Genomic DNA, 23,712 nt, shown 5'->3' with positions numbered 1-23,712 from the left:
GGATTGCGCGTTCATCTTCACCGTTCGATCGGTATCGTGCCCGCCGAGTGACGGCGAAAAGGGGAGGGATGGCCATGGCGCGGCGTTCGGGCAGTTCGGCGGGCATCGTCCTGTCACATCGGGAATTCGACCTGCTGTGGGCCGACCTCGGAAACGGTGAGCTGCCCTACCCGCTCGAAGTGGCCTCGCACGGCGAAACCATGGACGAACGGGACGAACTGGGCGAACAAGTCTTCGCCGGGCTGGCCGAGGCAGGGTTCACCAGCGGCGATGACGTCGACCCGGCGATCGAGGACCTGTTCGTCCTTCTGGGCTCACCCGCGTTGTCGGTGGACGCGCTCGTGCTCGGCGAACAGCCGTGGCGGATGCTCGCGGCCGTCCGGGGTGCCCATGGCGTGCTGGCGGTGCTCGACGAAAAGGACCTGGTCCTCGAACCGTTGCGGGCGAACGACCTGATCGTCACCGTCGGCCGGATGCTCGGTGACGGCGTGCCCGGGCCGGGAGAACAGATCCGGTTGCCGCGAGCCGCTTTCTCGGCGGCCATGGACGGCTTCGCGAGAGCGGGTTACGACGGTTTCGAGCGCGCCTTGGCCGAAGCCGGGATCACCGGGCGGAGCGTGCGGCCCTTGGCGACGATGGTGACGTCGGCGCGGTACGGGGCCGGGCAACTCGCGGTCACCGGCGGCCACGGCCGGAGCCCGGTGCTCAGCTGGTTCGACACCGAGGCCGGCCGCTACGCCGTCACCCACGAGAACGTCGGCGGGGAGCCGTGGGTGATGGTCACCCCGGCCGAGGCGGACTGGCTCGCCGGACGCCTGACGTCGATGATCGACGACGTCTCATGACCACGCGAGACCATCCACAACGGACTCACCGGCGTCGAGTGCCATGACGGTGGCCGTCGCGGCGAGCCGGAGCACGAGCGCGGACAGGTCGCTCGCGCGCGAGGTGAGCGCGAGCCGGTCGAACCGCAGCCCGACCGGCTTCCCGTACAGGTCGACCGTCACGGTGACGCCGTCGCTGCTGGCCTCGCCGGTGACCGCGGCCAGTCGTCCGCTGTAGTCGGTGTCCGGGGTTTCGGCGTCTTCGAGCAACTGCTCGACACTGCGTTCGTCGATCACTGCACCCTCCAGGTCTCCGGAGTCGTCTCTTCGATCGCTTCGGCCAGTTCAGCGCTCGTGCCGAGGCCCAGGGAGTCCGCGTCGTCCAGGTCGAGACGTCGGCTCGCCTGCGCCGTCGCCCGCTCCACGAGACCGAGGATCCGCCTCGAGAGCTCCTGAGGGCTGAGCCGCAGCGCACCCTCCTCGATCCGCAGATCCCGCAGAGCCCCGCCCGGTTCGACCTCGACCGTGATCACGCGGTCCCGCGCGCTTCCGGTGGTCACGGGCGCACTCCGCCGTAGAAGGTGGCGCTGGACAACGTGTGCGTGTTGCGGCGCACGGAATCGCCCGAGTTGCCCTCGATCATCGTCACCTTGTCGCCTTCCACCTTCTCCACGATGCCGATGTGGGTGCTCGTCGACGGGCTCTGCGGCCCGGTCCCGAACAACAGCACGTCGCCCGGTTTGGCCTGCTTCAACGAGTTCTTGCCGTATGCCTTGTCGTGCTGCTGACCCCAGCGGTAGACGTCGCCGGTGAAGGGCAGGATCGGGATCTTCACCCCGGCCTTGCGCCACATCGCGGTGGCGAACGACGCGCACCACGGTGCCGTCGGGCCGTAGGGATTCCGATTGCTGCCCGGAGGGTTCTCCCGCGTGCCGAGCTCCTTGCGTGCCGCGGAAACGACCTTCTGCCCGCGAGTGGACGCTTTGGCGGCTTCGGTCTTCCCGTGGCCGGACGAGTGGTCCGCGACCGCACGGTCGGCGACGCCATCGTGCCGGAGTTCCTTGCGCAGCGCCCGCAGCCGTTTCGCGGCGTCGGTGAGTTCGCCGTCGACCTTCCGCAGCGTCGCGGCCGACTGCTTCGTGTACCGCGGCGCGAGATCGGCGGCCGCGGCGATCGCGGTGACCATCGCGGCCCGCGAGCCCACCCCGGCGGCGTCGTCGAGGAGCTTCTTGGCCTTGCCGATGTACTCGTCGGCGAGCCGCTGGACGGCGGTGTGCCCACCATCCACAGTGGACATGACGCGGGCGACGACGCGTTCGGCGTCGGTGCTCGCGTCGGCGGTGGTGCGGATGTCCTTGCGCAGCCGCATGGTGGTGCGCTCGAACTCCTCCGAAGCCTTGCCGTCCCAATGGCTCAGGACGACGTCGGTCTCCTTCTTGTGCAGGTCGTGCTGGTCGTGCAGGGTCTTCGAGACCTGGTGCAGGGCGAACTGGACGCGTGCGGCGTCTTCGGCCTTGCCCGCGAGCTTGTTGCGGTGCGCCAGGATGTCGGCGGCGAAATGCCGGGCGGTGGCGAGGGTGTCCATCGGAGTCTCCAACGCTTTCAGGCGAGCCGGTCCAGGCGCGCGGCTGCCGAGGAATCGCGGTCGTGGTAGGCCTTCCCGGCCTTGGCGGCGGCGTCCGCGAGCCGGTCGGCGGACGTGCCGACCGCCTTGACCTGGCTCTGCAGGGCGGCGCCGAAGTCACCGAGCGCGTCGGCGAACCCGGACTCCTTGCCGATTTTGCCGAAGCTGTCGTCCGCGATCGACCGGACGTCCTTGACCTGGTTTCCCGAGGCCGAGGTGAGCGCGTCGCCGACCCGGCGGGTGCGCCGCACGAAGCCGTCGAGGGTCTGCTTGTCGACCCGGATCCGCCCCATGCCGGTGCCGGTCGAATGTCCGCTGGAATGTTTCCGCACGGCCTCGGCCGCCTTGCGCGCCGCGGGCAGGTGACGTTTGTAGGCGCCGTTCGTGTAAGTCGACCACGGGGTCCACGACTTGCCGTCGCCGGAGATCTTGTTGGCCGCCTTGGCGTTGGTGGTGGCGTCGAACAGTTCGGCGTTCGAGTCCAGGCCAAACTGCCTGCGCCGTTCCGGCCCCATCGCGCCCAGCATGTTGATCTGCCAGAGCCCGTAGGAGTTGTCGGGCGGGGTGGCGTTGTGGGCGCGGGTGTTCCCGCCGGACTCGGCGAGCGCGACCGCCACCGCCGTGGTCAGCCCGTCACCCCGGAAACCGGCGTCGTAGGCGTGCCGGGCGATCTGCTCCGGGGTCAGCTTGGTCATGGAACGAGCTTGACCGCCTGTGCGCGCCGGGGGAACCGGCGTTGCACGCGTGGACACGTGCGTTGCACAGGCGGTCAGCCCGGGCTAGCCGATGGGCTCGATCCAGATGTTGCGGAACTTCGGGTTCTCACCCGGGTCACCGTGGTCCTGGAGGCGGATCGCCCCCGGGCCCGCGCTCTCCGGGATGTTGTCGCCCGTGCCGCCGTCGATCGCCACGTCGTTGTGGACCACGACGCCGTTCCAGACCACCGTCACCCGGGCGTTGTCGGTCTTGTTCCCGGCGCCGTCGAACCGGGCGGCGCGGAAGGTGACGTCGTAGGTCTGCCAGGTCCCGGGAGCCGACGCCATGTTCCGGTCAGGCGCCTTCTTCGAGTAGATCGAGCCTGCCTCGTTGTTGGCGAGCGTGGTGTCCCCGAAGGATTCGAGCACCTGCAGTTCATAGCGTTCCTGGAGGTAGATCCCGCTGTTGCCCCTCTGCTGTCCGGTGACCTCCGGCGGATAGTTCGGCTCGTTCCACTCGGCGTGCAGCCGGAAGTCGCCGAACTGCTGCTTCGTGCGGATGTCGCCGCCGTTCGACTCCATCGCACCGCCGGACACCGGCCAGGTCGCGGCGCCACCAGCGCGTTTCTCCCAGGCGTTCAGATCGGTGCCCTTGAACAGCTGGATGCGCTGGGACTCGGTGACGGTGAGGCTGTCGAGGTTGACGTTGCCCGCGTCGCCGCTGTCGTAGCGGTAGGAGATCGTGTTGTTCCCGGCGGCGAGGGTGAGGGTTTCCGGTTGGGAGTTCCAGGTGTCCCAGTTGCCGGTGCCGGCGAGCCTGACCTGTTTGACCTTGGTGCCGTTGACGTAGACGGTCACGGATTTGGTGCCCGGGGCCGGATCCGGGCCGTTCGAGTAGCGCAACGCCGCGTTGTACGCACCGGCCTTCGGCGCGTTCACGGTGAACGTCGTCGCGGCGCCCTGATTCCAGTATCCGTCGACGAACCCGGTGCCCGCGTAGCCGGCGTGGTTCGTGTTGGTCGCGGCGCCACCGCTCAGCGCGGCCCGCTCCGCCTCGTAGGTCGTGCTCGCCGGCGGGCCGCCGACCAGTGAGTTCAGCGTGTACCAAGCCTCCGTGCTCCACAGCGCCGCGCCGGATTCCGCGGCGAACGGACGCGGGGACCGGACGTGCACCACGTGCCCGGCCTTCAGCCCCGCCACCTGCAGCGTGACCTTCTTGCGGTCGGGGGACAGGCTCGCGGAGGTGACGGACAAGGTCTGCTCGTCGACCTTCGGTCCGCCGTACGCGGCGGTGGGCTGGTAGCGCCACTGCTGCGCCTGGTACTTCGCCGCGAGGTTCTGCGCGGTGGCGGCCGACAAGGGCTGGGTGTACTCGAGTTCGAATCCGCCCGCGACGGCCCGCATCGCGCGGATGTCGAAGGCGTTCGTGCTGTTGGGCGTCACCTTCTGGAGGCCGTAGGCGAGCTTGCCGGGCTGGCCCCAGTTGCCTCCGCCGTCGATCCCGCCGGTGTAGATCGCGCCGTCCGGCCCGAGGCTGATCCGGCTGACGCCAGACTCGAGTCCTTGGGTGAGGCGGAAAACGGCGCCCTGGTACTCGCCGTTGACCTTCTCCAGGAAGGCCCGCTGGAGCCCGCCGTAGGTGACGTCGCCGTACACCATCTGCCCGGCGAAGGGGCCCTGCGACAGCATGACCATGTTGCTCGGCGAGTTCGCGATCTCGTTGTGCGGCAGCCACAACACGGGCGCGGTCACCGGCTTCGAGTCGAACGGGCCGGGGGGATTGGTGTAGTGGTTGAAGAAGCGGTCCTGCTTGACCCGCACGAGCTTGTTCGCCGGCAGCCAGCCGCCCTGGTTGTCCGTGACGAAGACGTCGCCTTCCGGGCCCCAGCCGATACCGTGCGGCGTGCGCAGCCCGCCGGCGACGTAGGAGACCTGGCCGGTGGCCTTGTTGACCTTGATCGTCGTGCCGCGGTTGGGCGCGGGCTGCGGGTCGGTCGTGGCGCCGCCGTAGTTGATGGACACGGAAAGGTTGGCGTAGAAGAAGCCGTCCTTGTACAGCAGGCCGAACGCGAACTCGTGGAAGTTGCCGCCGAACGGCCAGGTGGCGACCGTGCGGTAGTTGTCGGCTACTTCGTCGCCGTTGGTGTCGTTCAGTTCGACGAGCCGCGTCTTCTCCGACACGTACAGCTTGCCGTCGACGTACTTGACGCCCATCGGTTCCTTCAACCCGCTGGCGACCCGCTTGGTCTGGACCTTGCTCGGGTCCGTGTTGCCGCTGACGTTGCTCAGCACGTGGACCTCGCCGAGGACCTTGTCGGACCCGCCCCAGGTGGCGATGGCGAGCCGCCCGTCGGGCAGCCAGTCCATCCCGGTGACCTGCGGCTGGAAACCGTTCGGGCGCAGGTTGGTCAGCGTGAAGCCGGGGTGGACGGCGTTGAGCGGCAGGCCGTCACCGGGTGAATCCGCGGCGCCCTCGCACTCCTTGCGTCCCGGCGAGGTCACCCGGACGACGTCGGCGTCGGTGCTGAGCACCGAATTCGGCACGAGCGCGAAGCCCGCCGCGCCCGGCGGCCGCCATTCGAGGGTGACCTGCTGGTCGGCGGTGTTGTCGAAGTGGTCGATCCGCAGCGCGTGATACCCCGTGCCCAGCTGGACCGAGCCGGTCGCCGGTGTCCCCGAGTGCAGGCCGTCGTGGTTGATCACCGTCTGGCCGTCGATGCGCAGCCGGGAGCCGTCATCGCTGGTGAGCCGGAACTCGTACTGGCCCGCGGTGGCGATGTTGACGTTGGCGATGACCTCGGAGACGAACTGCTCGTTGAGCCCGAAGTCGGCCGTGCCGGTCCAGTTGATCGTCGGCATCAGCTTGTCGACGTTGGGCGTCTGACCGGACTTGATCACGCAGAGCTTGGTGATCTCGCGCTGGAGGTCGTACGTGCGGAGCGTGACACCTGGTTGCTGGGGTGGGATGGCCGCTTCGGCCGGGGCTGCGACCAGCCCTGACAGGCCCGTGACCAGCGCCAATGAGGCGACGATGGACCGGTTGAAGCGCTTGCGGACGGACGGAAGCATCGTTGCTCCTCGGGTCGGCGGCGGAGCACCTCTGTGACGTCGCTGAACCTAAGAGGACTTTCGTCCGAAGTCAACGAAAGTGTGTACAACTCGGACGAAAGTTAGTCCTAATGGTCGCGCCGCGCCTGGTCGCAGGTCCGTGAAGGCCTCCTTCCCTACCGTGAGGGTAGGGAAGGAGGCCTTCACGGACTGCCAGGCGGCCAAGGTGCTCGAACGTGACGGGTCGTGCCGGGCTGAAGGCTCCCTTCGCTGCGTCCGATGCGGTGAAGGGAGCCTTCAGTGTCGAGGATCTGGACCGGTCGCACCCTGACTGTCCACAGGGGACATTCAGGGAACGACTGGCGCCCGCAGACCGGTCCAGAACCACACCACGAAGGCCACCTCCCAACCTTGAGGCCAGCGAAGGGGTCCTTCACCACAGAGGCTGGTCACGCCCCAATTGACTTACCCTTTAACAGAACCCGAATCGCCACTCACGACCCGTCAGACCTCCAGCACCGAGACCACGAGCCGGTCCAGCCCCGCCAGCAGCCGGTCATCCGTCCCCGGCGTGTGCACGATGTGCTCGGTCACCCCGTGCATCGCCGAGTACAGGATCAAAGCCGTCGTCTCCGGATCCGCGGGCGGTGAGTCCAGCGACGCCAGGAACTCCGCGAACGTGTCGACCACCGTGTTCGGCGTGTCCCGCTCGCCGCGTGTCGAGGGGTGGAAGAGGACGTCGTGGAGGCGGACGTCGCGGAGGTATTCCGTGACGCCCGCCCGCATCCACGCCCGCACCCCGGCGACGCCGCCCTCCACGCGGGCGGCGGAGAGCTGGACCTCGGCGAACCGGCGTACGTAGCGGTCCCGCAGCGCGTCCAGCAGATCTCCCTTGCTGGTGAAGTGGAGATAGAACGTGCCCTTCGCGACGCCTGCCCCCGTGGTGACGTCCTCGACGGTGAACCGCTCGGCCCCCTGGTTCTGGACCAGTTCCTCGGCCGCGTCGAGCAGATCGGTCCGGCGCTCGTCCGAGGGCTTGGTCCTGGGTGCCGTGCTCTTCATGCCCCCAGCTTAGGACGGCTCAAGCTCCGACGACGCCGCCGTGCTGCGCCGCGATGAGCCGGGCGTAGGGACCGCCCCTGGCCAGGAGGTCTTCGTGGGTACCGATTTCGGCGACCCGGCCCGCGTCGAGGACGACGATGCGGTCGGCGCCGCGGATGGTGGACAGGCGGTGCGCGATGACGATCGTGGTGTGCCCGCGGCGCAGATTCCGCAGCGCCGCCTGGATGTCCCGTTCGTTTTCGGTGTCGAGGTTCGAGGCGGCCTCGTCCATGACCAGGACCGACGCGGGCGAGACGAGCGCGCGGGCGATGGCGAGGCGCTGCCGCTGACCGCCGGAGAGCCGCAGTCCCCGTTCACCCGCTTTCGTGTCGTATCCCTCGGGCAGCGCTTCGATGAAGCCGTGAGCGTTGGCCGCACGGGCGGCGGCTTCGAGTTCGGCGAGGGTCGCGCCGGGCCGCCCGAGGCGGAGATTGTCGGCGATGGTGGCGTCGAACAGGTAGACGTCCTGGGGGATGACCGTGATGTGGTCCCGCAGTCCCGCCAACGGGAAGTCCCGCAGATCGTTGCCGCCGAGGGTGATGGCGCCCCGGCCGACATCCCAGAACCGGAGCAGCAGATTGACGCAGGTCGACTTGCCCGCTCCGGAGTGCCCGACGATCGCGACGGTCGAGCCCGCGGGGACTTCGAACGAGACGTCGTCGAGCACGGGACGACCGGGTTCGTAGGAGAACGACACGTGATCGAAGCGCACGGAGGGGGAGCTCACCGCCGGCGTGGCGTTCGCGGAGTCCGGAACCTGCGCCGGCTGGTCGATCAGCTCGACCACCCGGCGGGCACTGGCGCGCAGCGGCGACAGTTGTCCCGCCATCTCGACCACTTCGGTGACCGGGCGGACCGCGGCGATGACCAGGCCGACCGCGACGGTCACGGTCACCAGTGAGATCCCGCCCGACGCGCTCAGGACGACCGCCGTGATCAGCACGGTGATCGTGGTGGCCGAGGAAAGCAAGTCGGTCACGCCGTTCTGGAAGCCGACGGCGCGTCCGTGCGCGAGCTGGTGACTTCGGATCGCCGACGTGCGTGCGGTGAGCTTGGCCTGCCACGCGCCGACCTGGCGGAAGGCCAGCAGCTCGCGGATTCCTTGCACCCCGTCGACGACGTCGCCGTTCAGGCCGCCGATCTCCTCCCGGAGCCGTTGCCCGCCGCGTTCGGTCCGGCGCGCCACGATGATCGGCACCAGGCTGGTCAGCAGCATGCCTGCCCCCGCCGCGGCCGCGAGCCGGACGTCGATCGTGGCGAGGGCGGCGACGCTCGCGACGCCGATGGTCACCGCGTTGAGGACGCCAGGGAGCAGATGCGCGAAGAACAGTTCGAGCTGCTCGATGTCGCCCATCGCGATCGCCGCGACCTCGCCGGTCCGCCGCCCCTGCAATTCGCGGGGCGCACTTCGTTCCAAGCCGTCGTAGAGCGCCAGCCGCAGATCGGCCTGGTACCGGAAGGCGAAGGCGTGCCCGAATTGCGCGGCCGCCCACGTCCCGGCGCCCGCGACGACGACGGCCGCGGCGAGAACGATCAGGCCGGGGGAGAGGCCGCCGGGTCCGGCGCCGGTCACGGCGGTCGCGATCAGCCAGGCGCCGGCGGCCGCGGCGACGACGGCCCCGGCGTGCTGGGCGACGCCGCCGATCAAGGCGAGCACCAGGGTGGCTTTCCCTTGCCGCGCGCGATTCAGCGTCGCGCGGAGCGGGGAGGTGACGACGGCGTTCATGAGGCTCCTTGTGCGGAGAGGAGATCGGCGTAGCGCCCGGAGCGGGCGAGGAGTTCGTCGTGGGTTCCCGTTTCGTGGACCACACCCGCGTCGAGCACGACGATGCGGTCCGCGTCGCGCACGGTGGAGAGCCGATGCGCGATCACCAGCGTGGTGCGGTTCCGGGTCAGTCTCCCCAGTGCCGCTTGGATCGACGCCTCGGTGGCGGCGTCGACGCTGGCCGTGGCCTCGTCCAGCACCAGGATCGGCGCGTCCAGCAGGACCGCCCTGGCGATCGCGACCCGTTGACGCTGGCCGCCGGAGAGCAGCAGACCCCGTTCCCCGACCTCGGTGGCGTAGCCGTCCGGCAGGCCGGTGACGAAGTCGTGGATGTCGGCCACCTTCGCGGCGGCGGCGATCTCTTCGTCCGAGGCGTCCGGGCGGGCGAGCGCGATGTTGTCCCGGATGGTGCCGCCGAACAAATAGGTGTCCTGCGAGACGAGCCCGATCATCGACCGGATCTGCCCGAGCGGCAGATCGCGCAGGTCGTGCCCGCCCAGTGTCACCCGTCCGGCGCCGGGATCGAGGAAGCGTTGCAGCAGCGCGACGAGCGTGGACTTCCCCGCACCCGACGGGCCGACGACGGCGACCGTCTCGCCCGGCGCCAGACGCAGGGAGAGTCCTCTGAGGACGGTCTCGCCTTCCGTGTAGGCGAAGGACACGTCTTCGAAGCCGACCGACGCCGTCACCCCCTCCGCCGGAACGACCCCCGGGCGCTCCGGAGCGGGTGGCCGCCGGGCGAACAACCCGTGCAGCACGTCGGCCGCGCTCGCGGCGTCGTAACTGGCGTGGAACGACGTTGCCAGCACGCCGACCGCTCGCAATGCCTCACCGGAAAGCACCAGCACGACGAACAACGCGGCGACGTCCAGTGATCCGCTCGCGGCCCGGACGGACGCGACCGCGACGGTCACCGCGACCCCGCCGACGATCGCCAGCGTGTAGATCATCTGCGCGATCAGCGCGACCGCCATCACCCGGTTCCAGCCGGTGATCAGCTTGCCCGACACGGTCGACAGTTCCTCGCGGCGCCGCCCGGCCGCGCCGAACGCCTTGAGCGTGACCAAACCCTGGAGCGTGTCCAGCACGGTCGCGCCCATCCCGAGATAGGCCGTCATCAGTTCGTCGCCGCGGCGCTTCAGCATCCGCGACCACAGCTTGGGCAGGATCAGCGCGGCGACGACGAACGCCGCCACGATCACCGCGGACCACGGGTCGTGTCCCGCCAGCACCGCGAGCACGATCACCGGCGTCACCGCGACCGCGACGAGTGAGGGCACGTAGCGGGCGTAGTACGCCTCCAGGGACTCGATGCCCTCGACGAGCGCGCCTTTCAGCTCGCCGGTGCGTTCACCGGACGTGTGCCCGGGGCCGAGTTCCGCCAGTTTCGCGAACGCCCGCGTCCTCAGTTCCTGTTTGGTCGCGGCCGCGGTGAGCTGACTGACGATCTCCGCGATCCACGTCAGCCCGAATCGGAGCAGAGCGACGGCCCCGACGCCCGCCAGCGGCCGGATCTGTTCGCCGATCCCGTGTCCGGTCAGCATCTGCTCCAGGACCCTGGCGAGCAGCAGCCCCTGGCCGATGTAGGTGCAAGTCACGGCGACGCGCAGGAGAACGCCGACGGCGAGATAGCCGCGTACTCCGGTCGCCAGCGTCATGATGCGTCCCACCGGCACCCCCTTCGCTAGTTGATTTAGGGTTACCTTAGTTCCACTGACCGACGGTCAGTCAAGGGAGTCCACTGTGACGTGGGCCACGCGCTTGCGCCATTCAGGTGGGAACGGGGACAACCCGCGACAGTGGGCGTTTCCCGGGCGACTCTTGGATATGGATCGTTGGGACGACGACTCCGCGGCCCGTTCTCCGTTGACGCCGCATCAGCTGCCCGCCGTGACCGCCACCTTCGTCGGGAGGGAGACGGAACTGGCTTCGCTCAGCGACATCGCGGACCGGGGCGAGGACGGCCACTCGGTCGCGGTCGCGATCGTCGCCGGCGCGCCAGGCGCCGGAAAGACCGCCCTGGCCGTGCAATGGGCGCACCGGCAGCGCGACCGGTTTCCCCACGGAGATCTCTATTGCGATCTCCACGGCTACGCGCCCGGGCCGCCGAGTACGCCGCACGAGGTCCTTGCGGGGTTTCTGCTGGCGCTCGAGGTTCCCGGGAAGATGATTCCGCGGAGCCTCGAGGCGAAATCGGCGCTTTTCCGTTCGATGGTGAATGATCGCCGGTTCGTCATCGTCCTGGACAACGTCACCTCGCCGGACGAGGTCCGGGCCCTGTTGCCCAGTACTTCCGGCTGCTTCGTGATGGTGACCAGCCGCAGCAGCCTGTCCGGTCTCGTCGTGCGCAACGGCGCGCGGCGGATCACCCTGGACATGCTGTCCCCGGCCGAATCCGAAGCCCTGCTGCGCAAGGCGATCGGGCCGGGCCGGGCGGACGAGGAACCCGGGGCGACAGCGAAACTCGCCGATCTGTGCGGGCACCTTCCCCTCGCGCTGCGGATCGCGGGCGAACGCGTGGCCGCCCATTCGTACCTGCGAGTCGCCGACCTCCTCGCCGAGCTCGCTTCGGAAGCGCGAAGGCTGGACGCGTTCGAAACCGGTGACGACGAAATGTCCGCCCTGCGGCCCGTGTTCTCGTGGTCGTACCGGTCGCTGGATCCCGAGACCGCCCGTGTCTTCCGGTTGCTCGGCCTTCATCCGGGTCCGACCATCAGCGTGACCACCGCGACCGTGCTGTCCGGTATGCCCTCGGCCGAGGTCCGGCGCAGGCTCGACAATCTCACCGGCGGATGTCTGTTGTTCGAAGTCGATCGCGACCGGTTCCGGTTCCATGACCTGCTGCGGGTTTACGCGAAGGAATGCGTCGAAGCCGAGGAATCGGCCGAAGAGCGGGAGAACGCGCCGAAACGGTTGTTGGAGTGGTATCTCGCCTGCGCCGATTCCGCGGATCGCGTACTCACCCCCATGCGACGGCGCACCGAAATAGAGTTCTCCGCCGCCGTCTCCGGCAGGCTCGAATTCGGCACCTACGGGGACGCGCTCGCCTGGTGCGAGGCCGAGCAACCCAATCTGGTCGCGTCGGTGCACGCCGCGCTGGCCGCGGACTGGCCGGTGATCGCGTGCCGGTTACCGCTCGCGCTGTGGGCGTTCTTCACGCTGCGCAAACCGTGGGCCGACTGGATCGCGACCTACAAGACCGGGGTGGAGGCGGCTCGGAGATGTTCCGACCAGTTCAGCGAGGCGTCCCTTCTGGCGGGACTGGGGATCGCTCATCGGGACCTGTGCCGGTTCGAAGAGGCGCTGGAGTACCTGGAGTCGGCGCTCGCCATCCGGCGCCGGATCGGCGACTCCTGGGGACAGGGCCAGGCCTTGATCAGCCTGGGAATCGCTTACCACGAACAGAGGCGGTTCGCCGAGGCCCTCGACCACCACGCCGACGCGCTCTCGGTCTTCCGCGCGCTCGGCGACGAATGGGGAGCGGCGCAGACCTTGCACTTCCTCGGTCTCACGAACCACGAGCTGGGCCGGTTCGATCAGGCCTACGAGAACCTTCGGCAGGCTTTGGACATCCGCCATCGGATCGGTTACCGCTACGGTGAGGCGGAAACGCTGGTGGGGCTCGCGCTCGTGTTCCAGAAGATCAACCGGAGCGGGGAGTCGGCGGGACAGCTGGACCGGGCGCTGGAACTCCGGCGTGAGATGGGGGATCGCTATGGCGAAGCGGCGGCGCTGGACCATCTCGGCCAACTCTGGGAAGCGAAGGGCAAGGTCGATTCGGCCAAGGGCTGCTGGGGGGACGCACTGAAGATCTTCAACGAACTCGGCGCGCCGAGAGCGGCGGACGTGTACGCGCGGCTTCGGCGGATCAAGGCGAGGTGACCCACTCGTCCCCGCGCCTCAACGCTTCCGCGCCCAGGCCACCAGCCCTCTTTTCGTGAGAGACAACGGAACCTCCACCGCGCGGGCGAGCCGCCGCGCGGTCGATTCCGGAAGACCCCTGCCGCGCAGGAACAACGCGACCGCGGCGTGATCGGGGAGCGTCACGAGCGGGGCGTCCCACGTCCGGACCGATTCCACCTCGAACACCTTGCCCAAAAGGGTTTCCGCGACCTCGGCGTCGAAGCTCGACGGCCGTCCCCAGCGGGGGAGCGCCCATGCCAGCTCAGGGTCGTTCCACCGGCTGGACGTCGAAACGGCGAGGAGGCCACCGGGGGTGAGGACCCGGCTCACCTCGGCGAGCGCCTCGACCGGTTCGGGCACGTGGTGCAGCATCCACAGGGCCGCGGCGCCGTCGAAGGTCCCGCTGTGGAAGGGGAGACCGGCGACATCCGCCCGCACCGCGAACCCCGGCGCCCGGGACACGTGCGACGAGAGGTCGGCCACCACGGTCGGAACCCGCCTGCGGGTGAGCAACCGCGAGAGCGCCCCGGTGCCGCCTCCGACGTCCAGCACGAGGGAGCAGTCTTCGAGACGGCGAGCGATCTCCGGATGGACGTCGCCGTACGAGGAGAACCGCGCCGTCGAGAGGACATTGGCGGCGAAGCGGTCGGGATCGGTCTCGTAGTCGACGGGTACGGCATCGTTCGCCGGCGTCGGCATCCAGGCACTCCTCCCGCCCCCGGTCTCCCAGGGTAAAGACCGGGAGAAGCCGTCCGCGTCGTCTGCTCGGTTAGAGTGCGGTCAGAGCGAGGGGAGGGCGTTTGACGACGGGATCGGGCGAGTCCCGGCTGCGGTCGGCCGTTCTCGCGCAGGCATGGGCGAGCGTCCCCGGGGTGGAGGTCCTGTCGTCGGCGGACGGCGGCCCGCTCACCCGGACGATCAAGAAGATCATCGACCCGCTGGTGATCCGGACGGCGGCGCGTCCCCGGCTCGGCCGTCCCGTGCTGGACCCGGCCGCCGCGGCGGAGCTGACGGAACTGCTGCTGGCCGACGCGGACAGGTTGCGCGCGACGGCCGCGTGGTTCACCCACCTGAAACGGCAGCGCCGCGCCCTGCGCATCACGGCGGGCAACGTCCAGGACGTGTGCTTCCCGCTGGCGTACGAGCTGGCGACCGGTTTCGGCACACCGGGCCCGGACGCGACGGCGACGGCCGAGGCGGCGTTGCGCGATCTGCACGGTGAGGGCGGCGTGGCGGGCGTCGATCAGCTCACCGGCTACCTCGCGGATCCCCGGCTGTCGGCCGATCTGACCGCGGAACTGCATCGCCGCTGGCACGCCGAGTCCGTCGTGCCGCAGGACATCACCGCGCTCCAGGCGTTCGTCGAGAGCCTTTCCGACACCACCTGGCGAGCCCTCGCGGGTTCGGAGACCGGGCACGCCCTCGGGCTCGCGCTGCGAAGGCCGGGCGGGGCGAAAACCTTGCGCACGGCCGTTCAGGAGATCTCCGGGCTGCCCGTGCCGGACCTCGGCCTTCAGCGCGGGGACCGCACCGCCGTCCCGCCGTTGAACCGGCGTGACGAAACCGGCGCCGAACTTCTCGAACGCAGCGTCGAACGGCGGGTCCGCGCGACCTTGCGCCGTCTTCCCCCGGACGAGCGGGCTCCCGTCGCCGACCTCGTCGACGACGAACTGGCCCGGGTCGCGGCCGGTTTCGGGCTCGGCCTTCCCGCGCTGGCGGCCTGTTTCGCGCTCGGTGTCGTCCTCGCGCCCGCGCTCCGGCCGCTCGACGGCGCCGCGCCCGCGGGCGTCCCCGAATTCGCGCGGCAGCTCAACGCCCAGGTCGCGCGGGAGGGCTACGTGCTGCACGCCCGCCGCGCCCTGGCCGGGGCCACGCCGCTCACCCCACGGCCCGACGCCGAACTCCTGCGCGATCTGCGTGAGTTCGCCAAGCAGTTCCTCAGCAGGCTGTGGGTCCGGCTGCACGGGTTCGACGTCCGCGGCGATCTGCCCGCCGACGCCGCCGACGTCCGCGACCTCGTCACCGGCGTGGTCCGGTCGACCTCGCTGGATCTGCGGACGAAGGTGCGCCGCGCGCTCGTGGCCCGCCTGCCGGATCTGGAGGCCGTGTCGTGACGCATCCGGTGCACAACCCCGTCGTCGCGGCGGACGGCGCCCTGATCCGGTTCGCCCTCGCGGACCTGCTCGGCGGCCGGACGTCCTCGATGCGGATCGAACTCAGCGACGCCGGGGCCGCCGAACCGTGGCTGACCCGGCTCGTGGGCGCGGAAACCAGTCTCACCGTGCTCGGCCAGGGGCAGTCGGATCTCCCCGCGAGCCCGGAACTGGGCAGACTCGCTCTGCTGCTTTGGCTGCGCCGATGGTGGCCGGCCAGTCCTTCGCTCGGAGTCCCGTCGCTCGACCCGGCGTTGCTGGACCTCGAAACGGCGGTCGCGACGGCAGCGGTCGAGGACCTGGCAGAAGGCCTCCTCGACGCTTTCGAAGCTTCCCCCGCCGAACTGTTCGACACGGCGATCGCGGACGGCGCTCTCCTCGCCGCCGCGCCGCCGGTCGCCGCCGACGTCCGGAGCCTGTGCACCCGCCTCGCGGCCTGGTTCGACGAGCAGGACGACGTCGTGCGCGCCGAAGCCGCGGCGGAAGTACTGGTGCGTCTGGAAACGGTGGCACCGGGGCAGCGTGCGTACGCGCTGGCCGCGGGCGCCGAATCTGGCGTTCCCGGCGAAGGCTTACTGACGAGCGGACGCGCGAGCGTCGACTGGGCGCGGGTTCCACCCGGGGTCCTGGATGCCGCCGAAGGCACGGTGACCTGGCGGATCGTCACGGCCGCGGCCACCACCCGGCTCGAAGTCGACGTCACGGGGGCGTTCGCCGACGCCGCGCTCACCGCTGTCGCGACCCATGACGGCGAGCGGTTCGCGGAGGTTCCCTTGGCACTCGGCGCCGGGCGGTTCACCGGGACGGCGGACCTGGACGACGCCGCGTCCCGTCTCGCGGCGAGCGTCCACAGTGGACGTATCGGGCTCGTCGTCGGTGTTGCCGCGGAAGGGGTCGCCGGGACCACGGCGGAGGACCGGGCGGCCGTGGTCGCGCTCGTGCGGGCTCGCCCGCCGGAAGACCGGACACTCGCCGAACGGGCGGCGGCCACTTCCGCCGAAGAGGAGTTCTGACGTGCTCGTCGGCATGCCGCCGCCCCAGACCCCGCCGGACCGCCCGCTCCCGCCCGAACTGAGTCCCGCGACTTCACACGGCTACAACTGTCGTTGTGTCGCAAGGCATTTCGAGCTCGACCCGGCTCCGTACGGCGAGGTGCCCGCATGCTCGCTGTCCGAACGCCAGTACCGCAAGCTGCTCATGGAGGCCGCCAAGGTCCAGGACCAGGCCAAGCAGCTCGCCGCGTTGCGGAACGTCGCCGGCGCGCACCGGAAGTACGCCCGGATGCGGGAGATCGCGCAGAAGCTCGACCGGACCGACCTCGAACTCGCCGCGGTCAGCGATCTGGCCCATGTCTGCTACTCCGCGGGGGACCTGCGCAACGCGAGGCAATGCGCGGAGGCCGTGCTCCAGGTCTTCAAGGTGAGCGCCGCCGCCATCGTCCACTTCGGACAGTTCGCCGAGGCGCGGATGATCGAAGGCTCACGGGAGGTCGCCGAGCGCGTGCTCGTCTCCCTGGCCACGGAGGCGGGCGACGTCGCCGAGGCGCGCGAGCTGATCGCCGGGCAGCGCCGCCGGGCTGCGTTCCGCAAGGACGCGGGGCCGGACCAGTATCCGCCCGAGTTGCTGGACGTCCACGGTTCCGACGAGATGGAACTGCGGATCTTCGAGGTGCGTGTCCAGATCGCCGCCGGGGATCTGGCGGGTGCGCGGACGGCACTCGAGGAGATCTTGACGACGCTGGACGCGATGGCGGGGATCGAGGAGATCCGCGAGCGGACCATCCAGCAGCAGGCCATGGCCAGGGCCGAACGTGCCCGGATCCGCCATGCGGGTGGCGAGGACGCGGACGCGCGGGCCGACCTGCTCAGACTGAGCGCTCAGCACGCGGGCGCCCCGGTGGCCGCGAAGGCCGACATCGGGCTGGCGGAGGCTCGTGCCCTGGCGGGCGATTTCCCCGGCGCGGTCGCCGCGATCGTCGCCGCCCGTGACGAACTCGCCGCGGCGGGCCTGACCGGCGACGTCGCGGAGGCGAGCCACGCGCTGGGAATGTTGCTGCTGTACACGGGCGACGTCGCGCAGGCGAGGGAACAGTTCGAGCACGCGAAGACGATCCGGACGGCCAACGGTGACGCCCAGGGCCTGCGCCTCGTCGACACGGCACTGGCCCGTTGCGCGGCGGCGGAAGGCGACTGGGCGACGGCGGAGGACTACGCGACCCGCGCCAGGGAATCGGCGCGGGAGTCGGGGGAGTGGGCCGACCACCTGCACACGGATTTCGTGGCGGCCACGATCGGGTTCGCCCGCGGGGAAGACCTGCGGGCGGTGCTGGATCTGGTGCTCCCGCTGGCGCTCGCGGCGGCGGAGTACCGGTTCGAATTCGTCTCGCCGCAGGCGCGCACGGCCTGGGCGCGGGACATCGCGGCTCCGACGATGGGGCTGGCGCTGACGTTGCTGACCCAGCTGAAGGAGCCGAGGCTCGCGGCCGAGCTGATCGAGCGTACCTGTGCGGTCGGCGCGTACACGGGGGTCGAGGGGCCGTCGCTCGGCCTGACCGGGACGCTGCCGACCCTGGAAGTCCTCCCGTCCACTGAGGACGATCGGCTTCCCCTGGCGGCACTGGGTTCCGTCACGTCCTCGCTCCCGCTCCGGCTCGCTCCGCCACCCGCCCTGCGCTGGTCGCCGTCCTCGCCCATGGAGCTGGATCGGTGGCACCGCCTCGCCGGCGAGCGGTATCGCCTGCCGGGGCTCGCCGTCGAAACCGTCGAGACCTGGCCCGCCGCCCGGCCCGGGCGTGAGACGTTCCTCCTGCGCTTCGCCGACGCCGGGCACACCTTCCTGACCTGGCGGACCACCGAAGATCTCGACACCGTCCACACTCATCCGATCGAGTTCGCCTTGGTCGGGACGGCTCGCGAGTTCCTGGACGCCGCCTCCCCGACACCGCATGAGGGCGAGAGCGTGGCCGACGCCGTCCGGCGCTCACTGGGCGAAGAGGCCTTCGGCAGCCTCGCCGGTGAGCAACGCCTGGCCCGTGTCCTCGCCCTGAATCTTCTGCCCGCCGACCTGGTCGGGCGGCTCCGGCGTTCCGCGGCCGAAGGAAACCGCCCGCTCCTGCGGATCCAGCCGTCCCCGAGCCTCGCCGGTGTCCCCTGGGGGCTGCTGGCCCTGCCGGACCGGCGGGCCGACCACGTCCTCGACATCGATGAGATCGGAACCTGTTTCGACAGCGACGAACGCGTCGTCGACGTCGCCGACGTCTCGCTGCTCGCCCCGGCCGGGATCCCGCGCCGCCCGCCCGCCGCCGACGGCCCGCCGGTCTACCTGCTCGACCCCCGGATCCCCGGTCAGAGTGCCTTCGGCGAGCTGGGTTCCGTACTCGGCAAGCAGGACGCGACGTCGCCGCTGATCCGCCATCTGGACGCGCGGCTCGCCGACGGCCCGGTCCTTCCCGAGGCCGCACGCGGGCTCGACCTGGTACGCCGCACCGACACCGACCGCCGTCTGCTCGCAGAACTCCTGTCACGACCCTGTTCACGGCTGGTGTTCGTGGGCCACGTCAGCCGCGTGCGCGACGAGTACGGCGCGCAGACCGCGCTGCACCTGTCCTGTCCGGCCGACCTGCCCGGATCGGCCGCGCCGATCGGACCGCACCGGCCGTACACCGCCGCCGACCTGGCACTGTCCGAAGTGGACACCATGCCCGCGCGGGTCGCGCTGATCGGCTGCGCCAGCGCGAGCGATTTCGGCCTGGCCGAACCGTTCGGCGTCCTCCTCGCCGCCGTCGCGGCCGGAGCGGGGCTGGTCGCGGCCACGGTCTGGGCCTTGCCGACCTCGGCCGCCGTGCCCGGTTCGGACCCGATGTCCGAACTGGTCATCGCCGTCGACACCGCGCTCGCCGGTGAGGATCCGGTCACCGAGCTGAACGCCTGGCAGCGGTCCCGGCTCGCCCGCTGGCGCGAAGAGCCCGAACCCGCGAACTCTCCGGTCTTCTGGGCGCCCCTGACCTGCCTCGACGCGACCGACGACGGGAAAACCTGGGTTCGGTAGCGGTCCACCCGGCCGAAGCTGTGTTCATCGAGAACGACACAGCGAAAGGCGGGACCCGATGTTCAAGAAGATCCGCGACAAGATCAACGACGCGACGCAGCAGGGCATGGCGCGGGGTGAGCAGGACTTCCAGCGGCACGCCGAGCAGTTCCGGCAGGCCGCCGCCGCGCAGGGGCACGACATCACCCCGCAGCTGCCGACCCCGCAGCTGGCCGCGCAGGCGTTCCGGAACATGAACGCGGACCCGGACATGGCGGCGTTCCTGGCGCTGCCGATGGACGAGCAGCTGCGCCAGCAGCAGGAACTCCAGGCCTACGGCACCGAACTGCGGCGGCTCTACGACACCTGCGAGCCCGCCACCCTGGTGATCCGCGGGCTGGAGCCGACCGGCCGGAGGATCGCCGGGCAGGCGCAGTACACCGCGACGCTCGAGGTCACCCGCGCCGACGGCACCACGTATCAGACGGTGGCCCAGCTGATCACGCCGCTGGCGACGATCCAGCAGTACGCGCCCGGCACCCGTCACGAAGCCCGCGTCGACCCCGCCGACCCGGCGAAGGTCGCCGTGTTCGGCCCGATCGGTTAGCGCCGGTTGGCGGAGCTGAGAGAACTTCGGAGAAGTGACCAGACGCGTGAACCCGCCCGGCCGAAGGCCCCGCTATCGCGGTGGCAGGGCGCCGTTTTGCTCACGTGACGTGCTTTGCCATGCCGCGCCCTGCCGATGTCGATCGCGGTCGCGGGTTCCAACAAACAGATAGGCGGCGACGATGTTCGGATCCTTCGAGTTCGGCCTGCCGGGAGACCCCCGGCAGGCCCGCCGTCCCGGCCTGCGCCTGTGGCTGCTCGGCGTGCCCACGACGCTCGCCTGGGCGGTCGCGGGCTGGTCGGGCTCCCTCGGGCTGCTGGACGGCTTCCGGCTGATGTCGCTCAACCGCGTCGACGCGTGGGGGGCCGACGCGGGCCCGGCGGTTTCGCTCGTCCTGCTCTTCAGCATCTCGATCACGGTCGCCTCGTCGCTCGGGTTCGCGATGCTGTGGGGCGGCGGGATGTCACTGCGCGGGATGGGCCTCGGCTTCCGGGCGAGCAGCCTGGCCGCGTCCGTCGGGGTGGCGCTGGGCAGCGGCGCCGCGATTCCCTCGTGGACACCGCCCGAGTCGGTGGGGCAACGGCTGCCGTCCGGCGGCGGCGCGGCCGAACCGTGGACCGACGTCGACTGGGTCGTCTACTACGAGCCGTATCTCGTGCCGGCGGTGGCCGGGGTGACCGCGCTGGTGATGGTCATGGTGCTGGGGCGGGCGTTCGTCACCAAGGCGGAGGCGGACGACCGCGCGCAGGCGCTGGCCCAGTCCGGGGTCCAGGTGATGGGGCAGGTCATCGGCGTCGAGTTCACGAACGTCTGGGTGATGGGGAATCCGAGGTTCACCGTGCAGGTCCGGTTCCCGACGGACGCCGGGGAGCGGACGGTCATTTCGACGATGATCACGCCGCCGTTGCAAGCCCCGTCCCGCGGTTCGACGGTGAAGGTCACCTACGACCCGCAAAATCCGGACTCGGTCCAGATCGATCCGGACCCGGCCGATCGGGCCGCGGGCGGGAACCTCGGTGCCTTCCTGCCCCCGATGTTCTGACCGCCCTCTACACTCCCGCGGATGGACGAACAGACGGCAGAGGTGTCCACCTCTCAAGCGGTCCGCAAAGCGATGATCCGGCTGGTCCCGTTCCTCGGGCTGCTCTATCTGCTCAACTATCTGGACCGGGTCAACGTCGGGTTCGCGGCGCTCACGATGAACGCCGACCTCGGCATCAGCTCGGCCGCCTACGGGCTCGGCGCCGGCCTGTTCTTCGTCGGGTACTTCTTCTTCGAGGTACCCAGCAACGTCATCCTGCACAAGGTCGGCGCCCGCATCTGGATCGCGCGGATCATGGTCACCTGGGGCATCGTCGCCTCGGCCACCGCGTTCATCCAGGGCGAGGTCAGCTTCTACATCGTCCGGGTGCTGCTCGGTATCGCCGAGGCCGGGTTCTTCCCCGGCATCATCCTGTACCTGACCTACTGGTTCCCGCGTAAGCAACGAGCCAAGATCGTCGCACTGTTCTTCCTCGCGGTGCCGCTCTCGTCGGTCATCGGCAGTCCGGTTTCCGCCCTGCTCATCCAGAACGGCGAAGGCGTCCTCGGCTTCGACGCGGGCTGGCGCTTCATGTTCTTCGCCGAAGGAGTGCCTTCGATCCTGCTCGGCGTGGCCGTGTTCTTCCTGCTGCCGAACCGGCCGAAGGACGCGAAATGGCTGACTCCGGTGCAGCGCACGTCCTTGCAGTCGGCCATCGACGCCGAGGACACCCGCGAGGTCGGCAAGGAGGTGAGCACGCGATCGGCACTGACCGATCCGCGCGTGCTCGCGCTGAGCGCCGTCTACTTCGGGATCATCTTCGGCCTCTACGTGCTCGCGTTCTTCCTCCCACAGGTGATCAAGGGCTTCCAGCAGCAGTTCCAGACCACGTACAGCGTCGTGGAGATCGGGCTCATCACGGCGGTTCCCTACGCCGTGGCCGCCGTGGCGATGGTGCTGTGGGCGCGCCATTCCGACCGCACCGGCGAACGGGCGGGGCACGTCGCCATCGCCGCGTTCGTCGGCTCGGTCTCGATCGCCGTCGCGCTGTACCTGGGTTCGCCACTGCTGGTGATGATCGCGGTGACCCTCTGTGCGATCGGAGTGTTCACCGCGATCCCGGTGTTCTGGCAGCTGCCCAACGCCTTCCTCACCGGCGTCGGCGCCGCCGCCGGGATCGGCCTGATCAACTCGTTCGGCAACCTGTCGGGCTTCGTCGGTCCCTATCTCACCGGCTGGCTGCAGGGCCTGACCGGCAGCTTCCGCGCCGGGATGTGGGCCGTCGCGTTCTTCATGGCGATGGCGGGGTTCATCGCGTTGTCCTTCCGCCGCAAGGAACAGAACGCGATCAAGTGAGGTGGTCGAAGTCGCCGCGGACCCACCGGATGTGGGTCTCGGCGCTTCGGCGCACGACAGCGCGCGCGTCACGGTCGATGGTGTCGCCGCCGAGGGTGTAGAGCCGGTCGTAGGAGAACTCGTCGAGCCGGTCGACGATCCGGCGCACGACGGCGGCGGACATCGGTATGTGCTTGGGGAAGTTCCGCTGGAACGAAACCCAGTCCGGCGCGAGCCCACCGGTGATCGTGTCGCCGGCCAGGATGCTGCCGTCCGGCGTCCTGGCCACGGCGCTGCCCCGCATATGCCCGCCGAGCCGGACGAGTTCGAGGCCGGGCAAGGGTTCGGCGTGCTCGTCCCAGAACTCGAACGCCGGATCGGGCGCGGGCAGCCACTCGCGATTGCGTTCGTTGACCAGCACCGGGACTCCGCCCAGCGCGCGGCTCCAGCCGAGCTGGGCGCCGAACATGTGCGGGTGGCTGGTGGCGATCGCGGTGACGTCACCGAGCCCGCGCACGAGGTCGAGCACTTCGGTGTCCAACCAGGACGGCGGGTCCCAGAGCAGAGCGCCCGCCGGGGTCACCGCGACGAACGACCAATGTCCGATGGCGAAATGCGGCTCTCGCTTGATGCTGTGCAGGCCGCGGCCGTGATCGCGGTGCAAGGTCTTGTGCGGCGCGGAGATCAGTTCCTCGTGCGTCCACCAGCGTCCGGTGTGCGCGCCGAGGTCACCGGCTTCCTCGATGCCGACCTCGCCGCGGTCGAGAACGCACCGGGGCGGCTCCGGGGTGGCGGGATGTTCGATACCGCACCTGTCGCAAATCCACATGATCGACAGCGTGCAACCTCCAGCGCGCTGGAGGTCAAGACGCGTCTTCCCCCGGCTCGGCGAGCCGGGGGAAGACGGGTGATCAGCTGACGGTCGTCTTGCCGAGGACGGCGTCCTGGTCGGGCGGGTCGAGCGCGAGCTGGACGTCGAACTCGCCGAGCGAGCTGTCGGTGACGATGTGCGAGGTCGCCGCGGGGTCCACGCTGCTGGTCGCCTCACCGGCGGGGGTCCCCGCCGGGATGGTGAAGTCGACCTGGCCCGACGCGGTGAACTTCAGCGGTCCTTCGGCGGGCACCTCGGTGTCCGGGATGGGCAGCTCGATGGGGATCGACACCTGCTGCTCGCCGAGCGCGATGTTGACCTTCGAGGTGATCGTGCCGGAGAGCTTCTTGGCCCCGACCAGCCGGAGCCCGTCGCCCGCGGCCTGCCCGGAATCGACGTCGAGGGTGAACGGCACCGAAATCGGCGTTCCGGCCTGGGCGGTCGCCGGGATTTCCGCCTTGACGACCACGGCCACCTGCTGGTCGCCGATGATGGGGAAGCCGCCCTTGTACGTGAGATTCTTTTCGACGGCGGCCGCGGTTCCCGCCGCGGTGAGCATTACGGTTCCGGCGACCGCGGCCGCGATCCCGGCCGCGCAGAACCGGCGAACACCCTTTCGTACGAGGGTTTCCGTCATGTCAGGTCCTTTCGTCGTTGAATGGGCTCGACGCCGAATCTAGGTGGAAAGTCACCAACGAGGAAAGGGAAAGATCGCGTGCATTTTCTTTACGTGCCGATC

Annotated in this window: 19 protein-coding genes; 8 read left to right on the top strand and 11 right to left on the bottom strand. The window is 69.9% G+C overall.

Going from position 1 to position 23,712, the window contains the following annotated elements:
• The first annotated feature begins 74 nt into the window (after window positions 1-74).
• Window positions 75-845 (top strand): ESX secretion-associated protein EspG, encoded by a 771-nt coding sequence (locus tag ACLJRM_RS03830; RefSeq protein WP_410662275.1) that lies wholly within the window; start codon window positions 75-77, stop codon window positions 843-845.
• Here ACLJRM_RS03830 and ACLJRM_RS03825 read toward each other — a convergent pair.
• The 8 genes from ACLJRM_RS03825 to ACLJRM_RS03790 form a co-directional block, all read right to left on the bottom strand.
• Window positions 840-1,121, bottom strand: coding sequence for a hypothetical protein (locus ACLJRM_RS03825; protein WP_410662274.1), 282 nt, complete (start codon window positions 1,119-1,121; stop codon window positions 840-842). The two genes, ACLJRM_RS03830 and ACLJRM_RS03825, sit on opposite strands and share 6 nt — an antisense overlap.
• Window positions 1,118-1,384 carry a YbaB/EbfC family DNA-binding protein gene (locus tag ACLJRM_RS03820; protein ID WP_410662273.1) on the bottom strand — a complete coding sequence of 89 codons (267 nt, stop codon included), beginning with the start codon at window positions 1,382-1,384 and terminating at the stop codon, window positions 1,118-1,120. Before ACLJRM_RS03820 ends, ACLJRM_RS03825 begins: the two co-directional genes overlap by 4 nt.
• On the bottom strand, window positions 1,381-2,409 hold the full coding sequence (locus tag ACLJRM_RS03815) for a CHAP domain-containing protein (RefSeq protein WP_410662272.1): 1,029 nt from the start codon (window positions 2,407-2,409) through the stop codon (window positions 1,381-1,383). Before ACLJRM_RS03815 ends, ACLJRM_RS03820 begins: the two co-directional genes overlap by 4 nt.
• Before the next feature lie 17 nt (window positions 2,410-2,426).
• Window positions 2,427-3,143 (bottom strand): transglycosylase SLT domain-containing protein, encoded by a 717-nt coding sequence (locus tag ACLJRM_RS03810; protein WP_101608368.1) that lies wholly within the window; start codon window positions 3,141-3,143, stop codon window positions 2,427-2,429.
• Window positions 3,144-3,227: 84 nt separating this feature from the next.
• The gene (locus tag ACLJRM_RS03805; protein WP_410662271.1) at window positions 3,228-6,212 is read right to left on the bottom strand and encodes a family 16 glycoside hydrolase; all 2,985 of its coding nucleotides are present in this window, start codon (window positions 6,210-6,212) and stop codon (window positions 3,228-3,230) included.
• A 483-nt stretch (window positions 6,213-6,695) separates the two neighbouring features.
• Entirely contained in the window at window positions 6,696-7,253 is a 558-nt protein-coding gene (locus tag ACLJRM_RS03800) for a TetR/AcrR family transcriptional regulator (protein ID WP_410662270.1), read from the bottom strand.
• 19 nt (window positions 7,254-7,272) lie between these two features.
• Complete coding sequence (locus tag ACLJRM_RS03795) at window positions 7,273-9,018, bottom strand: ABC transporter ATP-binding protein (protein WP_410662269.1); 1,746 nt, start codon at window positions 9,016-9,018, stop codon at window positions 7,273-7,275.
• Complete coding sequence (locus tag ACLJRM_RS03790) at window positions 9,015-10,727, bottom strand: ABC transporter ATP-binding protein (protein WP_101608364.1); 1,713 nt, start codon at window positions 10,725-10,727, stop codon at window positions 9,015-9,017. The genes ACLJRM_RS03795 and ACLJRM_RS03790 overlap by 4 nt, the downstream gene beginning before the upstream one ends.
• Window positions 10,728-10,884: 157 nt before the next feature.
• Here ACLJRM_RS03790 and ACLJRM_RS03785 point away from each other — a divergent pair, with 157 nt between their 5' ends.
• Complete coding sequence (locus ACLJRM_RS03785; RefSeq protein ID WP_410662268.1) at window positions 10,885-12,939, top strand: ATP-binding protein; 2,055 nt, start codon at window positions 10,885-10,887, stop codon at window positions 12,937-12,939.
• Window positions 12,940-12,957: 18 nt separating this feature from the next.
• On the opposite strand, the gene ACLJRM_RS03780 is transcribed toward ACLJRM_RS03785, so the two are convergent.
• Entirely contained in the window at window positions 12,958-13,659 is a 702-nt protein-coding gene (locus ACLJRM_RS03780) for a class I SAM-dependent methyltransferase (protein WP_101608362.1), read from the bottom strand.
• Between the two features lie 101 nt (window positions 13,660-13,760).
• Between ACLJRM_RS03780 and ACLJRM_RS03775 the strand changes: the two genes are divergently transcribed.
• The 6 genes from ACLJRM_RS03775 (at window position 13,761) to ACLJRM_RS03750 (ending at window position 22,123) form a co-directional block, all read left to right on the top strand.
• The gene (locus ACLJRM_RS03775) at window positions 13,761-15,074 is read left to right on the top strand and encodes a hypothetical protein (RefSeq protein WP_410662267.1); all 1,314 of its coding nucleotides are present in this window, start codon (window positions 13,761-13,763) and stop codon (window positions 15,072-15,074) included.
• Complete coding sequence (locus tag ACLJRM_RS03770) at window positions 15,071-16,126, top strand: hypothetical protein (protein ID WP_410662266.1); 1,056 nt, start codon at window positions 15,071-15,073, stop codon at window positions 16,124-16,126. The genes ACLJRM_RS03775 and ACLJRM_RS03770 overlap by 4 nt, the downstream gene beginning before the upstream one ends.
• A 1-nt stretch (window position 16,127) precedes the next feature.
• Window positions 16,128-19,160 carry a hypothetical protein gene (locus tag ACLJRM_RS03765; RefSeq protein WP_410662265.1) on the top strand — a complete coding sequence of 1,011 codons (3,033 nt, stop codon included), beginning with the start codon at window positions 16,128-16,130 and terminating at the stop codon, window positions 19,158-19,160.
• 58 nt (window positions 19,161-19,218) lie between these two features.
• Window positions 19,219-19,746 (top strand): hypothetical protein, encoded by a 528-nt coding sequence (locus ACLJRM_RS03760; protein ID WP_101608358.1) that lies wholly within the window; start codon window positions 19,219-19,221, stop codon window positions 19,744-19,746.
• Window positions 19,747-19,927: 181 nt separating this feature from the next.
• Window positions 19,928-20,788 carry a DUF3592 domain-containing protein gene (locus ACLJRM_RS03755; RefSeq protein ID WP_101608357.1) on the top strand — a complete coding sequence of 287 codons (861 nt, stop codon included), beginning with the start codon at window positions 19,928-19,930 and terminating at the stop codon, window positions 20,786-20,788.
• Between the two features lie 21 nt (window positions 20,789-20,809).
• Window positions 20,810-22,123, top strand: a complete 1,314-nt coding sequence (locus tag ACLJRM_RS03750; RefSeq protein WP_101608356.1) for an MFS transporter — start codon at window positions 20,810-20,812, stop codon at window positions 22,121-22,123.
• On the opposite strand, the gene ACLJRM_RS03745 is transcribed toward ACLJRM_RS03750, so the two are convergent.
• A complete protein-coding gene (locus ACLJRM_RS03745) occupies window positions 22,116-22,931 on the bottom strand; it encodes a hydrolase (RefSeq protein ID WP_410662264.1) in 816 nt (271 codons plus the stop codon). The genes ACLJRM_RS03750 and ACLJRM_RS03745 overlap by 8 nt on opposite strands.
• Window positions 22,932-23,013: 82 nt before the next feature.
• A complete protein-coding gene (locus ACLJRM_RS03740) occupies window positions 23,014-23,610 on the bottom strand; it encodes a DUF6801 domain-containing protein (protein ID WP_101608355.1) in 597 nt (198 codons plus the stop codon).
• Window positions 23,611-23,712 lie beyond the last annotated feature (102 nt).

This window comes from Amycolatopsis sp. lyj-84 (genome assembly GCF_046549075.1).
Lineage (GTDB): Bacteria > Actinomycetota > Actinomycetes > Mycobacteriales > Pseudonocardiaceae > Amycolatopsis.
The sequence above is the reverse complement of the archived record's forward strand: the minus strand, read 5'-3'. Positions and strand labels throughout refer to the sequence as shown.